Annotated in this window: 16 protein-coding genes; 9 read left to right on the top strand and 7 right to left on the bottom strand. The window is 73.4% G+C overall.

The window, feature by feature from the left end; all coding sequences use genetic code 11:
* Positions 1–315: 315 nt before the first annotated feature.
* Positions 316–1527: an ROK family transcriptional regulator gene (locus K377_RS35200; RefSeq protein ID WP_111667693.1), complete on the bottom strand. Its 1212-nt coding sequence runs from the start codon at positions 1525–1527 to the stop codon at positions 316–318.
* A gap of 154 nt (positions 1528–1681) precedes the next feature.
* Between K377_RS35200 and K377_RS35195 the strand changes: the two genes are divergently transcribed.
* A complete protein-coding gene (locus K377_RS35195) occupies positions 1682–3163 on the top strand; it encodes a hypothetical protein (RefSeq protein WP_111667692.1) in 1482 nt (493 codons plus the stop codon).
* Entirely contained in the window at positions 3160–5136 is a 1977-nt protein-coding gene (locus tag K377_RS35190; protein WP_111667691.1) for a glycogen debranching N-terminal domain-containing protein, read from the top strand. The genes K377_RS35195 and K377_RS35190 overlap by 4 nt, the downstream gene beginning before the upstream one ends.
* A 483-nt stretch (positions 5137–5619) precedes the next feature.
* On the opposite strand, the gene dusB is transcribed toward K377_RS35190, so the two are convergent.
* Complete coding sequence (gene dusB / locus K377_RS35185; protein WP_181512727.1) at positions 5620–6759, bottom strand: tRNA dihydrouridine synthase DusB; 1140 nt, start codon at positions 6757–6759, stop codon at positions 5620–5622.
* A gap of 54 nt (positions 6760–6813) precedes the next feature.
* On the opposite strand from dusB, the gene K377_RS35180 reads away from it, so the two are divergent.
* A complete protein-coding gene (locus tag K377_RS35180) occupies positions 6814–7422 on the top strand; it encodes a helix-turn-helix domain-containing protein (RefSeq protein ID WP_111667689.1) in 609 nt (202 codons plus the stop codon).
* A gap of 111 nt (positions 7423–7533) precedes the next feature.
* The gene (locus K377_RS35175; protein WP_111667688.1) at positions 7534–8883 is read left to right on the top strand and encodes an MFS transporter; all 1350 of its coding nucleotides are present in this window, start codon (positions 7534–7536) and stop codon (positions 8881–8883) included.
* On the opposite strand, the gene K377_RS35170 is transcribed toward K377_RS35175, so the two are convergent.
* Positions 8805–9701, bottom strand: coding sequence for a helix-turn-helix transcriptional regulator (locus K377_RS35170; protein ID WP_111667687.1), 897 nt, complete (start codon positions 9699–9701; stop codon positions 8805–8807). The two genes, K377_RS35175 and K377_RS35170, sit on opposite strands and share 79 nt — an antisense overlap.
* A 155-nt stretch (positions 9702–9856) precedes the next feature.
* On the opposite strand from K377_RS35170, the gene K377_RS35165 reads away from it, so the two are divergent.
* Positions 9857–11320, top strand: coding sequence for an MFS transporter (locus K377_RS35165; RefSeq protein ID WP_111667686.1), 1464 nt, complete (start codon positions 9857–9859; stop codon positions 11318–11320).
* A 3-nt stretch (positions 11321–11323) separates the two neighbouring features.
* Here the strand turns inward: K377_RS35165 and K377_RS35160 are convergent, their stop codons facing one another.
* Positions 11324–12211 (bottom strand): helix-turn-helix transcriptional regulator, encoded by an 888-nt coding sequence (locus K377_RS35160; protein ID WP_111667685.1) that lies wholly within the window; start codon positions 12209–12211, stop codon positions 11324–11326.
* 101 nt (positions 12212–12312) lie between these two features.
* Here K377_RS35160 and K377_RS35155 point away from each other — a divergent pair, with 101 nt between their 5' ends.
* The 3 genes from K377_RS35155 to K377_RS35145 all read left to right on the top strand — a co-directional run bounded on the left by K377_RS35155 (position 12313) and on the right by K377_RS35145 (position 15476).
* Complete coding sequence (locus tag K377_RS35155; protein ID WP_111667684.1) at positions 12313–13749, top strand: MFS transporter; 1437 nt, start codon at positions 12313–12315, stop codon at positions 13747–13749.
* 101 nt (positions 13750–13850) lie between these two features.
* A complete protein-coding gene (locus K377_RS35150) occupies positions 13851–14861 on the top strand; it encodes an aldo/keto reductase (protein WP_111667683.1) in 1011 nt (336 codons plus the stop codon).
* Between the two features lie 24 nt (positions 14862–14885).
* Positions 14886–15476 carry a TetR family transcriptional regulator gene (locus K377_RS35145; RefSeq protein WP_111667682.1) on the top strand — a complete coding sequence of 197 codons (591 nt, stop codon included), beginning with the start codon at positions 14886–14888 and terminating at the stop codon, positions 15474–15476.
* Here K377_RS35145 and K377_RS35140 read toward each other — a convergent pair.
* Positions 15473–16690 (bottom strand): hypothetical protein, encoded by a 1218-nt coding sequence (locus tag K377_RS35140; protein WP_111667681.1) that lies wholly within the window; start codon positions 16688–16690, stop codon positions 15473–15475. The two genes, K377_RS35145 and K377_RS35140, sit on opposite strands and share 4 nt — an antisense overlap.
* On the bottom strand, positions 16687–17838 hold the full coding sequence (locus K377_RS35135) for a ThiF family adenylyltransferase (RefSeq protein WP_181512726.1): 1152 nt from the start codon (positions 17836–17838) through the stop codon (positions 16687–16689). The genes K377_RS35140 and K377_RS35135 overlap by 4 nt, the downstream gene beginning before the upstream one ends.
* Before the next feature lie 250 nt (positions 17839–18088).
* Between K377_RS35135 and K377_RS35130 the strand changes: the two genes are divergently transcribed.
* Positions 18089–19354, top strand: coding sequence for a M14 family zinc carboxypeptidase (locus K377_RS35130; RefSeq protein WP_111667680.1), 1266 nt, complete (start codon positions 18089–18091; stop codon positions 19352–19354).
* A 19-nt stretch (positions 19355–19373) separates the two neighbouring features.
* Here the strand turns inward: K377_RS35130 and K377_RS35125 are convergent, their stop codons facing one another.
* The gene (locus K377_RS35125) at positions 19374–19598 is read right to left on the bottom strand and encodes a hypothetical protein (protein WP_111667679.1); all 225 of its coding nucleotides are present in this window, start codon (positions 19596–19598) and stop codon (positions 19374–19376) included.
* Between the last annotated feature and the right edge of the window lie 21 nt (positions 19599–19619).

Here is a 19619-nt window from a genome sequence, read left to right as displayed (position 1 = left end):
GCCAGGAGATCGAAAGTGACCAGCGGGTAGGCCACCCATCCCGCCCGCTTTCAAGTCTCGAAAACTCAACCCCCGTAGAGCCCGGATATCGCTCACATGAGCATGCCTACCACTCATATGCGTTCAAGAAATAAATGATCGAGCGGTGGCACTCAGTGCCAGGGCTTGAAGAAGCACAGACGAGGATTTCGCGCTCATCTGAGCGCAAGGGGTATCAGAGGTGGCGAGAATCACGCCGTTTGAAGCGGCTCGCGGACGCTCCGATGTCAGCATGCGGACAGCGATACGGGCGGTGAGCCGCGCGAAACGGGCTTGTCACACGCCCAGAGCCGCGAGCCGCCGCTCCGCCCGCTCGGGGGCGTACAGCTCCTCCACCACCAGCGCTGCCGCTCCGATGAGCGCGGAGCGCTCGCCGAGCCGCGCCGTGACCACGTCCAGATGCGCGGTCGAGCGGGGCAGCGCGCGCTGGTAGAGGAGTTCACGCACGCCCGTCAGGAAGGGAGTTCCGGCCAGATCTCCGGCGATCATGAGAACGCCCGGATTGAGGAGCGTCACGACGGTCGCGAGGACCTCGCCGACGTCCCGCCCCGCCTCCCGCGCGAGCCGCACCGCCTCCGGGTGCCCCGCGGCGAGCAGTTCCCGTACGTCCCAGCCGGAGGCGGCGGGCACCCCGGCCTCGGTGAGCCGGCGCGCCAGGGCCCGGCCGCTGGCGACCGCGGCCAGACAGCCGTACGAGCCGCACTTGCACAGCGCGGCCGCCGCCTCGGGCGCCTGCGGTACGCGGATGTGGCCGATGTCGCCCGCACCGCCGTCGATGCCCCGGTAGATGGCGCCGTCCACGACGACCCCGGCCCCGATCCCCGTGGAGACCTTGACCAGGACGAAGGCGCGGCAGCCGGGGTGGGCGGCGCGCTGCTCTCCGTACGCCATGAGGTTGGCGTCGTTGTCGACGAGGACCGGCAGTTCGGGCGGGGTGGCCGCGTGCTCGGCGGCGGCGCGGGCGAGTCGGCCCGCGATGTCGTAGCCGTCCCAGCCCGGCATGATCGGCGGCTGTATGACGCGGCCGCTGTCGATGTCCACCGGGCCGGGCACGGCGAGCCCGATCCCGCATACGGTGCCGGGGTCCCTGCCGGCCTCCTTGAGCAGGTCGCCGAACCAGACGCCGAGCTGGGTCAGGACGGTCTCCGGGCCCTCGTCCACGGTGAGGTCGCCGGTACGCTCGGCGAGGACCTCGCCGGACAGGGTCAGGACGGCGGCGCGGGCGTGCCGGGTGTCGAGGGCGGCGGCGAGCGCCACGGCGTGCGTGTCGTCGAACTCCAGGTGGATCGAAGGGCGCCCGCCCAGACGGGAGTTGACCGCCTCCGCGGCGCCCTCGCGCAGCCAGCCGGCCCGGAAGAGCCGGTCGAGGCGCTGGCCGACGGTGGCCCGGGACAGACCGGTGGCCTCCTGGAGCGCGCCGCGCGTGGTCGCGCGGCCACTGCGCACGAGCTGCAACAGATCCCCGGCGTTCGCCTGGTTCCCGGCCATCGGGCCCACCCCCTTGCGTTCATCAACTGCGCGTTACATTCTAGGTTTTGCGTGTTAAGTAGACGTAACTCTATGCTGCCTGCTGCGTAACCGACACCCTGTCAGGGGTTCGGCTTCTTTCGGCCCGGCAGTCCCGCAGTCCACGGGAGACCATGTGGAGCACACCACCGAGCGGCAGGCGACCGCGGCCGGCGCGGGACGGCGCGGGCAGCCGCCCGATCCGCTGCGGGAGCGTGCCGTCGACGTCCTCGACGCCAACTGGACGGGCGCGTCGACCGTCCCCTCGCGCACGCTGTACCCGCACCAGTGGTCGTGGGACTCGGCGTTCATCGCGATCGGGCTGCGCCACGTCTCCCCCTTGCGCGCCCAGTCGGAGCTGGAGACGCTGCTGAGCGCCCAGTGGGGCGACGGCCGGATTCCGCACATCGTGTTCAACCCCTCCGTCCCGCTGGACGCCTACTTCCCCAGCCCGGACTTCTGGCGCTCCTCCACCGCGGGCCGCGCCGCCGGAGCCCCGGCCGCCGTGCAGACCTCGGGCATCGTGCAGCCTCCCGCGCACGCGCTGGCCGCCTGGCTGGTGCACCGCGCCGACCCCGCCCTCTCCCGCTCGCGCGGCTTCCTGCACCGCGTGTACCCCGCACTCGCAGCCTGGCACCGCTATCTGCTGCACCGCCGCGATCCGGGCGGCGGCGGGCTCGCCTCGGTCGTGCACCCCTGGGAACAGGGGATGGACAACAGCCCGTGCTGGGACGCCCCGTTGAGCCGGATCACGCCGGCCGAGCCGCGCACCTTCCGACGGGCCGACCTGACGCACGGCGCGGCCGACGACCGCCCGACGGACCTCGACTACGGCCGGTACGTCCGCCTCGCGGCGGACTACCGCGACGGCCACTACGCCGACGGGGCGGGCGAGTTCGCGGTGGAGGACCCCTCCTTCAACGCGCTGCTCGCCGCCTCCGAGCACGCGCTCGCCCGGATCGCCTGCGAGCTGGGAGCGGCGGGGACGGCCCGGCACGCGCGCGCGGAGCGGCTGACGGCGGCGCTCGTCGACCGGCTGTGGGACCCGGCCGCGGGCATGTTCTTCTGCCGGGACGTGCGCGGCGGCGGGCTGATCCGCGAGTACGGCGTCTCGGGGCTGATCCCGCTGATCCTGCCCGCGCTGCCGCGCACCGTGGTCCGCGGGCTGCTCGACACCGCGCGCGGCCCGCACTTCGGCCTCGGCGACGGGGTGCGGCTCGCGCCGAGCTACGACCTGCTGGGCCCCGCCTTCGACCCGCACCGGTACTGGCGCGGCCCGGCCTGGTTCAACACCAACTGGCTGCTGGAGCGCGGGCTCCGGCTGCACGGCGAGCACGCGCGGGCGGCGCGCCTCCGGGCGGCGCTGCTCGACGCGGCGGACGCCTCGGACTTCGCCGAGTACGTCGATCCGTACACGGGAGCGGGTTGCGGCGCCCGCGGCTTCGGCTGGACCGCCGCACTCACACTGGATCTGCTGGACGGGCAGCCGGCGCGGGACGCCGACGGCGAGACGGACGCGGAGCACCGGCGGCCGCTGCCGCCGTGGTCGCGGATGCCGGACACCGCCGGGCGAGCGGGACCGCGGGGACAGGGCCGGAGGGAAGGAACCTCTCGATGACGGAGACATTCGGTGGCAACGGATACGGCCAGGGACAGGGCCGCACCGCACAACTCCTGATCCGCGGCGGCACGTTCGCGGCGCTCGACGCGGGCGGCGGGCTGAGCGCGGTGCGCGGAGCGGTCTCCTCGGACGGCCTGTTCGTCCGGGACGCCCGGCACCTGTCCCGCTGGCAGCTCACCGTCGACGGGTCCGCACCCGAGGTGCTCACACCGCTCTCGTACGAGGACGGGGGCGTTGCGCGCTGTGTCCTGGTCCCGCGCGGTGGGCGCCAGGAGCCTCCCGCGTACACGCTCTTCCGTGAACAGGCCCTGGGTGACGGCTCGTTGGTGGAGCTGTTGCGCATCGTGTCGAACCGGCCGGTGCCGACGACGGTCCGGGTGGCGCTGACCGTCGACGCCGACTTCGCCGACCAGTTCGAGCTGCGCTCCGATCACCGCACCTATACGAAGACCGGCGCGGTCCGCACGCGTGAAGCCCTCGACGACGGTGTGGAGTTCACCTACACGCGGGGCGACTGGCGCTCGTCGACGACCGTGACCAGCGATCCGGCGCCGGAGGCCGTCGAGGAGACGGGGACCGGGGCGCGCCGTCTGGTGTGGGCCCTGGAGCTGCCGGCCCAGGGCAGCGCCGGGCTCACCCTGCGGGTGGCGGCGCTGCCCTCGGGCGGCGATCCGGTGCCGGTGCCCGCGAGTCCGGCCGCGGCAGCCGCGGAACTCGCTTCCTCCGTCGCGGAGTTCAGTGCGGGCGTGGAGCTTCCCGGCGCCTGGCCGGAGCTGGCCACGGCCTGTTCGCGGGGGCTCGCCGATCTGGCGGTGCTGCGGGTGCCCGCGGCCGGTCCCGACGGGGAGCGGCATCTGGTGCCGGCGGCCGGAGTGCCGTGGTTCCTGGCGCTGCTGGGCCGCGACGCCCTGCTGACGTCCCTGTTCGCCCTCCCCTACCGGCCCGAGCTGGCCGCGGCCACGCTTCCGGTGCTCGCCGCGGCCCAGGCCACCGAGCAGATCGAGGGGGTCGTCGCCCAGCCCGGGAAGATCGTGCACGAGGTGCGGCACGGGGAGCTGGCGCACTTCGGGCAGGTGCCGTACGGGCGCTACTACGGCTCGGTCGACGCGACGCCGCTGTTCCTGGTGCTGCTCGGGGCGTACACGGAGCGCACCGGGGACTCCGGGCTCGCCCGGCGCCTGGAGTCGCACGCGCGGGCCGCGGTGGGCTGGATGCTGGACCACGGCGGGCTGACGTCGCGCGGGTACCTGGTGTACCGCGCCGACCAGGGCGGTCTGGCGAACCAGAACTGGAAGGACTCCCCCGGCGCGATCTGCTCCGCCGACGGGAGCCGGGCGACCGGGCCCGTGATGGCGGCGGGCGCCCAGGGATACGCGTACGACGCGCTGCGGCGCACCGCCGTGCTGGCCCGCACCGTCTGGGACGACGTGGTCTACGCGGAGCTGCTGGAGCAGGCGGCTGCCGATCTGCGGGATCGTTTCGTGCGGGATTTCTGGATGCCGGAGAAAGGGTTCCCCGCGCTCGCGCTCGACGGTGACGGGCGGCAGGTCGACGCGCTGGCGTCCGACGCCGGGCATCTGCTGTGGTCGGGGCTGCTCGACAAGGAGTACGGGGCGGCGGTGGGGCGGCGTCTGCTGGAGCCGGACTTCTTCTCGGGGTGGGGTGTGCGCACCGTGGCCGCGGGTCAGCCCGCTTATCACCCGCTGTCCTACCACCGGGGTTCGGTGTGGCCGCACGACAACGCGCTGATCGCGTTGGGGCTTGCTCGGTACGGGCTGCACGATGAGGCGCGGGTGATTGCCGGTGGGGTGGTCGCGGCGGCCGTCGCCTGCGGTGGGCGGTTGCCGGAGGTGGTCGCCGGGTACGCCCGCGACGCGTATCCCGCGCCGGTCCCTTTCCCGTACGCGTGCGCGAGGGAGTCCCGGTCGGCGGCGGCACCGTTGGCGCTGTTGAGCGCCGTTGGGGGTTAGGGGTCGCGCGGGTGACTGATCGCGCAGTTCCCCGCGCACCCTGGGCAGTTCTTCACGCGCGGCCCGGTGACCGCTTCTCGCGCCGTTCCCCCGCGCCCCTAGGTTCGTTCTTCACGCGCGGCCCGGTGGCCGCTTCTCGCGCAGTTCCCCGCGCCCCTGAGATGCGCACTTCGTGCGCCATCTCATCAGAGAGGCGCGCCACCGCCGCCCCATCAGGAGAGGCGCGCCACCCCTGCCCCCATCGGGAGGCACACCACCGTGCCCCCCATCGGGAGGCGCGCGGAGCGCAGCCTCAAGGGGAGGCTGCGCGCAGCGCATGCCTCAGGGGCGCGGGGAACTGCGCGACCAGCCACGACGAGAGCCGCGGACGAAGAACTGCCCAGGGGCGCGACCAGCCACGACGCTGGCGTGCCCGGAAGACGGTCCAGGGGCGCGGGGAACTGTGCGAGAAGGGGTGCCGGGGCGGGGTGAGGGGGCCGGGGGTCAGCCCCCCGACGTGTCCAGTTCGGCGTCCTCGGAGAGGCCCGCGCAGTCGTACGGGTCCTTCAGCCAGCCGTCCGGGAGAACCACCCGGTTGTTGCCGGACGTGCGCCCCCGGGGCCCATCGGCGCCGGCCGGCCAGTCCTGGTCCAGGTCCAACTCGTCGAGCCCGGACCGGAGTTCATCCAGCGACGACGTGATCGCCAGCCGCTTGCGCATCTCGGAGCCGACCGAGAAACCCTTCAGGTACCAGGCCACGTGCTTGCGGAAGTCGATGACCCCGCGGGCCTCGTCCCCGATCCACTCACCGAGCAGCGTGGCATGCCGCACCATGGCGTCGGCGACGACCCGGAGCGTCGGACGGACCCGCTCCTCACGCCCCTCGAACGCGGCGACCAGGTCAGCGAAGAGCCACGGCCGCCCGAGGCAGCCCCGGCCCACGACGACCCCGTCGCACCCGGTCTCGCGCACCATGCGCAGCGCGTCGTCGGCCGACCAGATGTCCCCGTTGCCGAGCACCGGAATCTCCGGGACGTGCTCCTTGAGGCGGGCGATGGCGTCCCAGTCGGCCGTGCCGCCGTAATGCTGCGCGGCAGTACGCCCGTGCAGCGCGATCGCGGTGACGCCCTCCTCGACCGCGATCCGCCCGGCGTCCAGGAACGTGATGTGGTCGTCGTCGATGCCCTTGCGCATCTTCATCGTGACGGGGAGATCCCCGGCGCCGGTCACGGCTTCCTTCAGGATCGCCCGGAGCAGCGGCCGCTTGTACGGCAGCGCGGAGCCGCCGCCCTTGCGCGTCACCTTGGGGACCGGGCAGCCGAAGTTCAGGTCGATGTGGTCGGCCAGACCCTCCTCCGCGATCATGCGGACGGCCTTGCCGACGGTGGCCGGGTCGACGCCGTACAGCTGGATCGAGCGGGGCTTCTCGGTCTCGTCGAAGTGGATCAGCTGCATGGTCTTCTCGTTGCGCTCGACCAGGGCGCGGGTCGTGATCATCTCGCTGACGAACAGGCCCTTGCCGCCCGAGAACTCCCGGCACAGGGTCCGGAACGGCGCGTTGGTGATGCCCGCCATGGGGGCGAGGACCACGGGCGGCGTGACGGTGTGCGGTCCGACGGTGAGGGGCTGGGTCGTAGCGGTCATGCCACCCATTGTCCCGTACGCCGAACGGGGCTCCGCACGGATTACCCTGCGCCCATGACCGCCGAGCAGCCCACCGCCCCGACCAGCGGGGAAAAACTCCCGAAGGGCGAGGGCACCCACACCCTCGACACCCGTAGCCTGCGCGCCCTGGCCCACCCCCTCCGCATCAAGATCATGGACTCGCTGCGCGGCGACGGACCGGCCACCTCGGCGGTGCTGGCCACCCGGTTCGGCGAGAACACGGGCACGCTGAGCTGGCATCTGCGCCACCTCGCGGAGAACGGGTTCATCGAGGAGGACGAGGACCGCGGCACCCGGCGCGAGCGCTGGTGGAAGGCGGTCCACAAGACGCAGGTGCTGCCCACGTCGAAGCTGCGCAAGGACCCGGCGGCCCGCGCCTCGCTGGATCTCTATCTCGGCCAGATGGTCCAGGACATGGCGGACCACGTCACCGCGTACCTGGCCGAGGAGTGGGGCGAGGAGTGGGAGGGCGCCTCTCTGCTCGCCGACTGGAACGACCTGCGGCTGACGCCCGCGGGCCTGAAATCGCTGCGGGTCGAGCTGATGGAGCTGGTCAACCGGTACGCCGAGGCCCCCGAGGAACCGGGCGCGCTGCCGGTGAAGGCGCAGATCCAGCTGTTCCCGCGGCGCGAGCGCCCCTGACGCCCGTACACCCACCCGAGATTCGCCCCTGACCAACCCCTGCCCACATTGCAGAGACTTCTCTGCAAATACCTCTATGCAGAGAACTCTCTGCAAGCTACGCTCCTCGCCATGCCCACCCCACCGTCACCCCCGTCGTCCCCGCGCCCCCTCCTGCGGCGCCACCGCGACTTCCGCAGCCTGTGGATCGCGTCCACCACCGGCCGCACCGGCGCCTCCGTGGCCTCGGTCGCGCTGCCGCTGACCGCGCTCACGCTCCTGGACGCCTCCCCGTTCCGGGTGTCGCTGCTGACCGCCGCCGCCTGGCTGCCGTGGCTGCTCATCGGGCTCGTCGCGGGCGCCTGGGTGGACCGGCTGCCGCGCCGCCCGCTGATGCTGGTCTGCGACGCGGTGTCGTTCACGGCCATCGCGGCGATACCGGCGGCCCACTGGCTCGGCGTGCTCACGTACGCGCAGCTCCTGGTCACGGCGCTGCTCACCGGGACCGCGACCGTCTTCTTCCAGACCTCCTACCAGGTGCTGCTGCCCCGGCTGGTCGACGGCGAGGACCGCGCGGCGGCCAACTCGACGCTGCACGCGAGCGAGGAGGCCGGGAAGCTCGCCGGGTACAGCGGCGGCGGCGCGCTCGTGGCGCTGCTCGGTCCGGCGGGCGCGATGGGCGTGCAGGCCGCGGCGTTCGCCGCGTCCTTCGCCTCGGTCCTCGGCCTGCGCCACCGCGAGCAGCGGGTACGGCGGCCCGCGGCGGGCGGCACGAACCTGGTCCAGGAGATCCGCGAGGGCCTCGCCTTCACCTTCCGCGACGGCTACATCCGGGCCTTCGTGCTGTGCGGCGCCGCCGCCAACCTCGCCCTGATGGGCTACCAGTCGATCCTGGTCGCCTTCCTGGTCCGCGAGGCGCAGCTGACTCCGGGCACGGTCGGCGTCGTGATGGGCGCGGGCGGGCTCGGCGGGATCGCGGGCGCGTTCGCCGCCCGCCGGCTCGGTGCCCGGTTCGGGACGGCCCGCGCGGTGTACGTGCTCACCCTGGGCACCCCGTGCCTGGCGCTGCTCATGCCGCTCGCCGCGCACACCCCGCTCGGCGTCGCGCTGTTCGCCGTCGGCTACACGGCCGTGGTCTTCTCGGTCGTCGCGGAGAACACGCTGACCGCGACCTTCCAGCAGGACTACACCCCGGCCGCCCTCTACGGCCGCTCGCGCACCGCCTCCGCGTTCGTCAACTACGGCACGATCCCGCTCGGCGCCCTGCTGGGCGGCGCGCTCGCCGAGACGCTCGGCCTGCGCCCCGCGATGTGGCTGACGGTGGCGCTGCTGCCGCTGTGCGGTCTGATCCTGCTGACCTCACCGATGCGCCACGACCGCGACCTGCCGACCACCGGTCCCGGTCACCCGGCGGAGGACGACGCGGAGGAGAGTGCCAGCGCCTCCAGCCGCTCCTCGGTCTCGTCGTCGGCGGGGAGGTAGGCGACCACCCGGTACGCGTCGTCGTCCGGGGCCAGCCACATGTGCCGGTGTTCGAGGCGCAGCAGCCCGATCGCCGGGTCGGGGTGCAGATACCGCTTGACGTGCGAGACCACCGGCGCGACATCGCGCCGCTCCCACAGCTCGCGGAACTCCGGTGACACCGCGAGCAGCGCGTCCACCGGCGCCCGCCAGGCGGGTTCGCCGACGTGCTCGGCCATCGCCTTGCGGTACTTGGCGACCAGGTCGCGCCGCATCGCGTCCAGGTCCAGGAACTGGGTGCGCCAGCGGTCGTTCATGAACATCCCCCACAGGGCGCTGCGGTGCTCCGGCGCGGACTCCTCCGGGGCGCCGAACACGTCGGCGTGGGCGCGGTTGTGGGCGAGCATCTCGTAGCGGGCGTTCTTCAGTTCCGCCGGGTAGGGCTCCAGGCGCCGCAGCATGCGCAGGATCGTGGGGGTGACGGCCGGGGACTCGGCCGCGGCGCGCGGGTCGGTGGCCCCGGCGAGGGCGAAGGCGTGGGCGCGCTCGGCGGGGTCCAGGAGCAGGGCGCGGGCGATGGCGTCGAGGACTCCGGCGGAGACGTTGATGGCGCGGCCCTGCTCCAGCCACGTGTACCAGGTGACGCCGACCGCGGCGAGGTGCGCGACCTCCTCGCGGCGCAGCCCGGGGGTGCGGCGCCGGGCGGTGCCGGGCAGGCCGACCCGGTCCGGGGTGATGCGCTCGCGGCGGCTGCGCAGGAACGCGGCCAGCTCGGCGCGGCGCAGCTCGGCGGACGTGGGGTCGGCGGAGGCGGCGGGGACGGCGACGGCGCTGGGCATGTCACCAGGATGCGCCCGCTCCCATCCCGTTGCCAGGTACTGCCTGTAACAGGATGAAGAGGCTCTGGTACCAGGCTGAGCGGCGGAGGATCGTCGTCGTCATGGCTTCCACCTCGCGTGCCCGTCCGGTCCCCACTCCGGCTACCGTCGATTACATGCCCGATGCACCCACCCTGACCGCGCGGCGGCGCATGCTGATCCTGGCGATCTGCTGCATGAGTCTGCTGATCGTCAGCCTCGACAACACCGTCCTGAACGTCGCCCTGCCAGCCATGGCGAAGGACTTCGACGCCACGCTCTCGGGCATGCAGTGGACGATCGACGCCTACACGCTCGTCCTCGCCTCGCTGCTGATGCTGGCCGGTTCGACGGCCGACCGGATCGGGCGCCGCAAGGTCTTCATGACCGGGCTCGTGATCTTCACGGCCGCGTCGGTGGCCTGCTCCCTCGCGCCCACCCTGGAGTCGCTCGTCGCCTTCCGGATGGTGCAGGCGGTCGGCGGCTCGATGCTCAACCCGGTCGCGATGTCGATCATCACCAACACCTTCACCGACCCGCGCGAGCGGGCCCGTGCCATCGGGGTGTGGGGCGGGGTCGTCGGCATCTCGATGGCCGCGGGCCCGCTGGTCGGCGGGCTGCTCGTGGACTCGGTCGGCTGGCGCTCGATCTTCTGGATCAACCTCCCGGTCGGCCTCGCGGCCCTCGTCCTCACCCTGCGGTACGTGCCCGAGTCCCGCGCCCCGAAGGCCCGCCGCCCGGACCCGGTCGGGCAGGTCCTGATCATCGCGCTGCTCGGCTCACTCACGTACGCGATCATCGAGGCGCCCTCGGCGGGCTGGACCTCCGCGCGGATCGTGGGCTGCGCGGCTCTCGCGCTGGCCGCGCTCGTCGGCATCCTGCTGTACGAGCCGCGCCGGACGGAGCCGCTGATCGATCTGCGGTTCTTCCGCTCGGCGCCGTTCAGCGGGGCCACCGTCATCGCGATCTGCGGGTTCGCGGCGCTCGGCGGCTTCCTGTTCCTTTCGACGCTCTACCTCCAGGACGTGCGCGGTCTGGACGCGCTGCACGCGGGCCTGTGGATGCTGCCGATGGCGGCGATGACGTTCGTCTGCGCGCCGCTGTCGGGCCGGCTGGTCGGCAGTCGCGGCCCGCGCCTTCCGCTGCTGGTCGCGGGCGTGATGATGACGGCGAGCGGGGTGCTGTTCGCCGCCTTCGACTCGGAGACCTCGAACACCACGCTCACCATCGGGTACGTGCTCTTCGGCATCGGCTTCGGTTTCGTGAACGCGCCGATCACCAACACCGCCGTCTCCGGAATGCCGCGCGCCCAGGCCGGGGTGGCCGCGGCCGTCGCCTCCACCAGCCGGCAGATCGGGCAGACCCTCGGCGTCGCCGTCATCGGCGCGGTGCTCGCCTCGGGCGTCGCCGGATCCGCTTACGCCGATGCGTTCGTCAGTGCCGGGCGGGCGTGCTGGTGGATCATCGCCGGGTGCGGGCTCGCGGTGCTCGTGCTCGGCGCGGTGACCAGCGGGGCGTGGGCGCGCGGCACGGCTCGGCGGACGGCGGAGCGCCTGGAGGAGCCGGAGGACGCGGCGCTGACGAAGGCGTCGGCCCGGTAGGGCTCAGCGGTCCGCGGTCAGCTTCTCCAGTTCGCGCAGGCGCTCGCGGCTCGTGTCGTCCGCCGGGGTGTACGTGACCAGGCGCGCGGCCGCGTCGCCGCCCAGCCACAGGTCGGTGTGGACGACGGAGACCGGGCCGACGTGGGCGTTGCGGAAGTGCTTGACCTTGCTGGTGGACGTCTGCTGCACCTCGTAGCGCTCCCACAGCCCGCGGAACTCCTCCGACGCCTCGGTGAGCCGCTGGAGCAGCAGCTTCCAGGCGGGTTCACCGAGGTGGCCCGCCATCGTCGCGCGGAACTTGGCGGTCATCGTCGGCAGCACCTCGTCCAGGTGCACGATCGAGGACCGCCACTGCTCGTGCGTGAAGGCCAGCAGCATCACGTTGCGGTCCTCGACGGGGACCGCCTCCAGGTCGCAGAAGAGCGATCCGTACGTGCGGTTGAAGGCGAGGATGTCGTAGCGGCTGTTCTGCACACAGGCCGGGAACGGCGCCAACTGGTCCAGCATCAGGCGCAGTTCGGGCGTGACGGTGGCGCAGCCCGCCGCCGGGGTCGGGTCGATGGCACCGGCCAGGCCGAAGAGGTGGGCCCGCTCCCCCGCGTCGAGCCGCAGCGCCCGCGCCAGCGCGTCGAGGACCTGCGCGGAGACCTGGATGTCGCGGGCCTGCTCCAGCCACGTGTACCAGGTGACGCCGACGGCGGAGAGGTGCGCGACCTCCTCGCGGCGCAGCCCCGGGGTGCGGCGCCGGCGGCCGCGCGGCAGGCCGACCTCCTCGGGCGTGATGCGCTCGCGGCGGCTGCGCAGGAATCCGGCCAGCTCGTGCCGCCGGATCTCGCCGGGCCGCCCGCCCGCCACGTCGCTCTGCCGAACTTCCTGCGTCAAGGTGGTCACGCTCCCAGCGTGCGACGCCGCGGATCCTGTTTCCAGGTAGAGGTTCTACCAGGATAAGAACACTCTGGTACCCGTCTCGCGGGCGGCGGATTCTCGATGCCATGACCACCCAGACACCCACCGCCGCACCGGCGCGGGCCACGCCCCCGGAAGCCCCCGTGCTCACCGGGACCGGTCTGTTCACGGTGCTGCTCGGTGCGGCCCTGCCTCTCATCGACTTCTTCATCGTCAACGTCGCACTGCCCGACATCGACCGCGATCTGCGCGCGAGCGAGTCGGTCCTGGAGCTCGTCATCTCGGGTTACGGCATCGCGTTCGCGGTGCTGCTCGTGCTGTGCGGCAGGCTCGGCGATCTGCTGGGCCGGCGCGCGCTGTTCTCGCTCGGCCTGACCACGTTCGCGCTGACCTCGCTGGCCTGCGGTCTCGCCCCGAACGCGACGTTCCTGGTGATCGCGCGGGTGGCGCAGGGCGCGGCCTCCGCGCTGATCGCGCCGCAGGTCCTCGCCACGATCCAGGCCACCACCAAGGCCGGGCCGCACCGGGCCCGCGCCATGAGCCTGTACGGCGCGATGGCGGGCCTGTCGATGGTGACGGGCCAGGTCCTCGGCGGGGTCCTGGTCTCCGCCGACCTGTTCGGCACCGGCTGGCGCGCGGTGTTCCTGGTGAACGTGCCGGTGGCCGCCGTCGCCCTCGCGCTGACCGCCCGCACGGTCCCGAGCACCCGCTCGCCGCGGCCCGAGCCGGTCGACGTACCCGGCACGGTCCTGCTCGCGCTGACGCTGACCGCGCTCCTCGCGCCGCTGACCGAGGGGCGCGCGGCGGGCTGGCCGCTGTGGACGTGGCTGTCGTTCGCCGCGTTCCCCGTCCTGGCGTACGTCTTCTACCGGGTGGAGCGCTCCGCCGACCGGGCGGGCCGCACCCCGCTGGTCCCGCCGTCCCTCTTCCGACTCACCTCCCTGCGCCGCGCGTTGGTCATGATCGTGCCCTTCGACATCGGGCTGAGCGCGTTCATGTTCGCGATCGCGGTGTCGCTTCAGCAGGGCGAGGGGCTCGACCCGGTCGTCGCCGGGCTCGCGCTCGCGCCGTTCGCGGTGGTCTTCTTCCTGACCTCGCTGGCCGGGCCCCGGCTCATCGCCCGCTGGGGCACGCGGGTGGTCACGGCGGGCGGCGTCCTCCAGGCGACCGGTATCGCGGTGGTCGTGTGGACGGCGTGGCGCACCTGGCCGCACCTCGGCGTCCTCGAACTGATGCCGGGCGCGGTCCTGATGGGCGCGGGCCAGGCCCTCCAGCTCCCGGTCCTGTTCCGCATCGTGCTGTCCGAGGTGCCCGCGGCGCGGGCGGGCGTCGGCAGCGGCGTCCTGACGACGACCCACCAGTCGGCCCTGGCCCTCGGCGTCGCCACCCTCGGCTCACTGTTCCTCGCCCTCGCCGCCGACGTGGGCATGCGGGACGCGCTGATCGTGACGCTGCTGGCGCAGTTGGGCGCGATCGTGGTGACGGCGGTACTGAGCCTGCGGCTACCGCGGGCCATCGCCTGAGGCGGCAGGCCGGGCGGACCCTCCCGTCGCCCGGCCTGACAAATAACAAGTGACAGATGACAGATATTGAAATCTGTCATCTGTCATGTCAGGCTGGAGGCATGAACCTCCCCACACGAACCCTCGGAACCACCGGCCCCCGCACCGCCGCCGTCGGCCTCGGCTGCATGGGCATGTCCGCGCTGTACGGCGAGAGCGACCGGGCCGAGTCCGTCGCCACCGTCCACGCGGCGCTCGACGCGGGCGTGACGCTGCTCGACACGGGCGACTTCTACGCCATGGGGCACAACGAGATGCTGATCGGCGAGGCGCTGCGCTCGGCGCCCGCCGCGGCCCGGGCCAATGCGCTGACCAGCGTGAAGTTCGGCGCGCTGCGCGACCCGGACGGCGGCTGGTCGGGCTATGACGGCCGGCCCCAGGCGGTGCGCAACTTCGTCGCGTACTCGCTCCAGCGGCTCGGCGTCGACCACATCGACGTCTACCGGATCGCCCGGCTCGACCCGGACGTGCCGATCGAGGAGACCGTCGGCGCCATCGCCGAGCTGGTCGAGAAGGGCCACGTACGGCACATCGGGCTGAGCGAGGTCGGCGCGGAGACGATCCGCCGGGCCGCCGCCACCGCCCCCATCTCCGACCTCCAGATCGAGTACTCGCTGATCTCGCGCGGCATCGAGGACACGATCCTGCCCACCACCCGTGAGCTGGGCATCGGCATCACCGCGTACGGCGTGCTCTCGCGCGGCCTGATCTCCGGGCACTACACCCGCGACCGGCAGCTCACCCCGGGCGACTTCCGCTCCTTCTCGCCCCGCTTCCAGGGCGAGAACCTGGACCACAACCTGGACCTGGTCGAGCAGCTCCGCAAGATCGCCGAGCAGAAGGGCGTCAGCGTCGCGCAGATCGCGATCGCCTGGGTGCTCAGCCGCGGTGACGACATCGTGCCGCTGATCGGCGCCCGCAGCCGCACCCGGCTGACCGAAGCCCTCGGCGCGCTCGACGTGACGCTCGACGACACGGAGCTGGCCGCGATCGAGGCGGCCGTGCCCGCGGGCGCCGCGGCCGGCGAGCGCTACCCGGCGGCCCAGATGGCACACCTCGACAGCGAGCGCTGACCGTGTCCGGGTACGGTCACTGACATGGCACCGACCACCGAGACCCTGACCCCCGAGCGCATCCTCGCCGCGACCGAGGACGTGCTGCGCCGCCACGGCGCCGCGAAGGCGACGGTGGTCGACGTGGCCCGCGCGCTCGGGGTCAGCCACGGCTCGGTGTACCGCCACTTCCGTACGAAGGCCGAGCTGCGCGGCGCGGTGACCAAGCGCTGGCTGGACCGGACGACCGGCGTTCTGTCGGCGGTCACGGCCGGTGCCGAGCCGCCCGCCGCCAAGCTGCGGCACTGGCTGTCGGCCCTCTTCGACGCCAAGCGGCACAAGGCGGGCGACGACCCGGAGCTGTTCGCCACGTACACGGTCCTGACGACGGAGAACAGCGAGGTGGTCGACGCCCACATCGCCGAACTCCTCGGCCAGCTCACGGCGATCCTCCAAGAGGGCGTGGACCGGGGCGAGTTCGAGGTGCCCGACACCGCGGCGACGGTCCGCGCGGTCTTCGAGGCCACCGCCCACTTCCACGACCCGGTGTACGCCCCGGAGTGGGCCCGCCCAGACGCGGAGGCGGCGTTCGGCGCGGTGGTCGATCTGGTGATGCGGGGCATCGAGAAGCGCTAGCCGCTTCCGGCGGCGCGGGACGCCCTGCGCCCCCGCCACCAGGTCACCGCCCACAGGACGTTGACCCCGCCGAGGACGAGCAGCACCGCTGCCGCGTCCGCGTTGCCCGCGAGACCGTGCCCGGGGCCGAGGCCGCGGGCCGCGCGGACCAGCAGGGTCACGTCGGCGGGCAGGGTCACGCAGGCCATGAACGCCAGGCAGAGCACGGTGCCGACGACGAGGACCACGCTGTAGCCGCGCACCGCCCTGCGCTCGTGCGCGGGCAGCCGGAGGCTCGGGTCGGCCGCCGCGCGGCGGGTCAGGCGCCGGGCCGCGTACCGGGCGTACGCGAGCCCGTCCCCGTACAGATTCCGGCAGCCGGTGAGGTCCTGGAGGACGAAGTACAGGTCGGTGCGGGTGAACACCATGAGCTGGAAGGGCAGCGGCAGCAGCGCGAGCAGCAGTCCGGCCGCCAGGAACCCGGCGGCCGTCGGGCCGGGGTCCGCCGCGGCCAGGACCAGCAGCAGGCAGGACGCGACGGACAGGTTGAGGGCGATGCCCGCCAGGTAGGCGGTCAACCGGTGCCGGCGCGGGGCCAGTTCGATGCCGCTGATGTCGGTCTGCATCACGAGGAACTGAAGCCGGGTGCCGAGCCGGATACGCCCCGGCACGCCCGCGGCGCGGGCCGCCACCAGGTGGGCCAGCTCGTGGGCGAGGACCAGCGCCCAGCCGGCCGCCGCCCCGCTGAGCAGGACCGGGCTCCCGTGTCTGCTCCACAGCAAGTCCCGGTAGCCCGGCAGCAGTTCGGGACTGCGGACCAGGGCGACGAGCGCCGAGGTGAGCAGTGCCGCGACGAGCCAGGGCAGCACCGGGTGCAGAGCGAGCCGGACGTGGCGCGGGCACAGCCGGGGCAGCGACGCGGGCGGCGGTGCGGTGTCCGGGAGCGGGTGTGCGCCGATCCGGGCCACGAAGCCGAGGGCGGCCAGGTCCTCGACGAACTCGGTGATCCCGAACTCCTCGCCCGTCTCGGCGCGCAGCACCTCGGCGGTACGGCCCACCGTCCGTCCCTCGCGCAGGAGTTGGACGGCGCGCACGCCGACGTCCGGCAGGGCGACGAAGGTGCGGGTGGTCATCCGGCCCACGATCCAGTCGTCCCGGTCGCGCCGCACCGCGAGGTCGTGCAGGACCACCCGGGTGGTGGGCGTGATGCGGGGCGGGTCGGCCGTGTCCGTCACGGGCGGCCCGCCGTCCCCGCTGTGCCGCAGGCGGGACAGCCGGGCCGGGGCTCGCAGCGATGGAGGACGGGATCGCCGGGGACCATGAGGTTGAGGCCGTGCCGGTAGCCGGGGTCGACCGGCGGGATGCCGCACAGCAGCGTGACGGCGGCCTGCGCGAGAAGGCTGCCGGACAGGCTCGCGGTGACGGCGTTGGCCGGATTCCACGGCATGCGGGGCGAGGCGACGTCCTCGTCCTGCCCGGGCGCGAGCCGTAGGTCCCGCCGCTCGGTCTCGGCGTCGCGCAGGCACTGCCAGCACGGGCCCCGGCCGGGCACGAAGACGCCCACGGAGACCAGCGGCCCCCGGTATCCGGCCTCGGCCCAGGGCGTGCCGGCGGCGAGGCAGACCTCGTTGGCCCAGCGCCGGATCACCGCGGGCCGGTCGGCGGCGAGCAGCAGCACGTCGTACGCCGACGGGCCGCCGCCGAGCAGGGCGTGCAGATCGTCGGGACCGCGCACCTCGGTGCGCTCGGCCGTGAGCCGGACCGCCGGGTTCAGGGCCCGCAGGGCGCGCAGGGCCGCCTCGGCCTTGGGGGCGCCGAGGTCCGTCTCCCGGTACAGGGTCTGCCGGTTGAGGTTGGACAGCTCGACGACGTCCGGGTCGACGCAGTGCAGGGCGCCCACCCCGGAGGCGACCAGGTCGCGCGCGGCGGCCCCGCCGGTGCCGCCGACGCCGAGCAGCAGGACCCGGGCCCGGCTCAGCCGCAGCTGCGGCTCCCAGGCGCCGGCGCGCGGGGTGAGGTCCATCCAGCGCAGCAGGGTCATGCCCCGGCTGTAGCGCTCCTGGTCCGACGCGGACAGCTCGGGCGGCGGCTCGGCGCCGGCGTCCTCGACGAACCCGGCCGCGGCCAGGTCGGTCATCGCCTGGACGATCTCCGTGTCCGGGAGCGGCTGCCCGGGATGGTGCCGGGTCACCTCGGCGACGACGGCGGCGGCGTCGCGGGTGCCGTCCATCGACTCCACCAGCGTCCACAGCCAGCCCTGGGGGTCGGCGACCTCGGCGCCGATGCCGTGCACGACGCTGCCGATCCTGATGTTTCCGTCGACGGTCCGGTAGGCCCGGTGCTCCGGTTTGATCCGGGGCCGCCGCATCGCTCGCACCGTCATCTTCGCGCCAATCTCGTGAGTCCCAACAGGCCCTGGGCCAACGGTGATTGACAACCCTCACCCCCGGCGCGAACTCTGGCAAGAGCACGTCAGCGAACTGACCGACCACCCCCCACACAGGGATCACCCCCGAAGGAAGGACAGGGCATGACGCACCAGGCGAAGCCGGCGACCCGGATCAGGATCCGTCCGCTGGACAAGAAGGAGACCACCGGAGAGAGCGGCGGCAACGGCGGATCCTGATCCGGACGTGTACCGCTGCCCCACAGCCGCCGAGGTCGTCGAGTCGGCCCGGCGGCTGGCCGCCCGGTATCCCGGGACCTGCCGGCTGCGCCGGATCGGGCTCTCCCGCGCAGGACGGCCGATCCTGCTGCTGTCCGTCGGGCACGGCGCCCGGCACGTCCTCGTCGTCGCGGGCCCGCATCCCGACGAGCCGGTCGGCGGGGCGAGCGCGCTGGCCCTCGCCCGGCAGGTGGCGGGCGGCGGGCACTCCTCCCCCGCGACCGATCCCGCGCAGGTCACCTGGGACATCGTCCTGTGCCTCGACCCGGACGGCGCCGCGCTGAGCGGGCCCGCACCGGACGACACCCTGGCCGGTTACTACCGCGCCGCGTTCCGCCCGGTCGCCGCGCACCAGCCGGAGTGGGCGCCGATCGCCGGGGGGCCGCTGCCGGAGACCCGCGCCCTGTTCCGGCTCATCGACGAGGTGCGGCCGGTGCTCCAGTGCTCGCTGCACGGCACCGACGCGGGCGGCAGCTGGGTGCAGCTGACCCGTGAACTGCCGGGCCTGGCAGCCCCGTTCGCGGCCAGTGCCGAGCGCTGCGCGATCCCGCTCCAGCACGGCACGTACGACGCGCCGAACTGGGACAATCCGAGTCCCGGTGTCTTCGTCCTGCCCGCGCGCGACCCCGAGGGGCGCCTTCCGGAGGGCACGGACGACATCGGGCCGACGACTTGGTGCGCCCCGCAGGTCCACGGCGGGATCACGGCCATCGTCGAAGTCCCCGTCTGGGCCGCGGAGTCGGCCGCGGACCCGACCCCGTACCCCGGCACCGGGAACGCGCTGCGCGAGCTGTCCGCGCTGGTGCGGGACGGTGGCGCCCGGGTGACCTCGATCCTCGACAAGGCCGCCGCGTTCCTGCCGTCCGCCGAGGACAGCGCGCCACGCCGCGTCCTGGACTGGATGGCCGACGACCTCTTCGACCTGGTCGCCGCGTCCTGGGAGCCGCTGGCCCGCCGGGCCGCTCCGCTGCCGACGGCGCAGCTCACCGCGCTGGAGATCGCGGCCCGCCGCCAGCCGCTGCGCGCTGCCGGGCTGCTGCTGCGGCTCCTCGACGCCTCACCCGATCCGGCCGCGCCCGCGCTGCACGCGGAGCTGGACCGGCTGTTCCGCACGTGGTGCGCCGACTTCGAGAAGGCGCTGCGGCTGCGCCGGGTGCCCGTCGGGCGGCAGGTCGCCCATCAGGCCGGCACGGTACTGGCGGCCGCCGAGTGCGTGCTCGCCGAGGGCTGCTAGAGCCTGTCCGGGCGACGGGTCAGGGCTTCTCGGTCGTCGTCCCCGCCGTCGGATCCACCGTCGCCTGGTGCACCTGTTCCAGATGCTCCTCGGCCTTGAGCCACGGCAGGAACTGCGCGTTCCGCCGCCAGCCGCACGTCTCGCACGTCAACTGGCGCTGCATACCCGCCTTTTCGACCCGCACGACATGTCCGCGCCCGTGCTGGTCCCAGCGGCTGACCTTGCTGCTCGTCATGTGAGGCACACGCCGCAGTGTGCAGCAAAA

It is taken from the genome of Streptomyces sp. PsTaAH-137 (assembly GCF_003259365.1).
Classification (GTDB): domain Bacteria; phylum Actinomycetota; class Actinomycetes; order Streptomycetales; family Streptomycetaceae; genus Streptomyces.
Note: the sequence above shows the minus strand (reverse complement) of the source record. Positions and strands in the feature narration are given on the sequence as shown.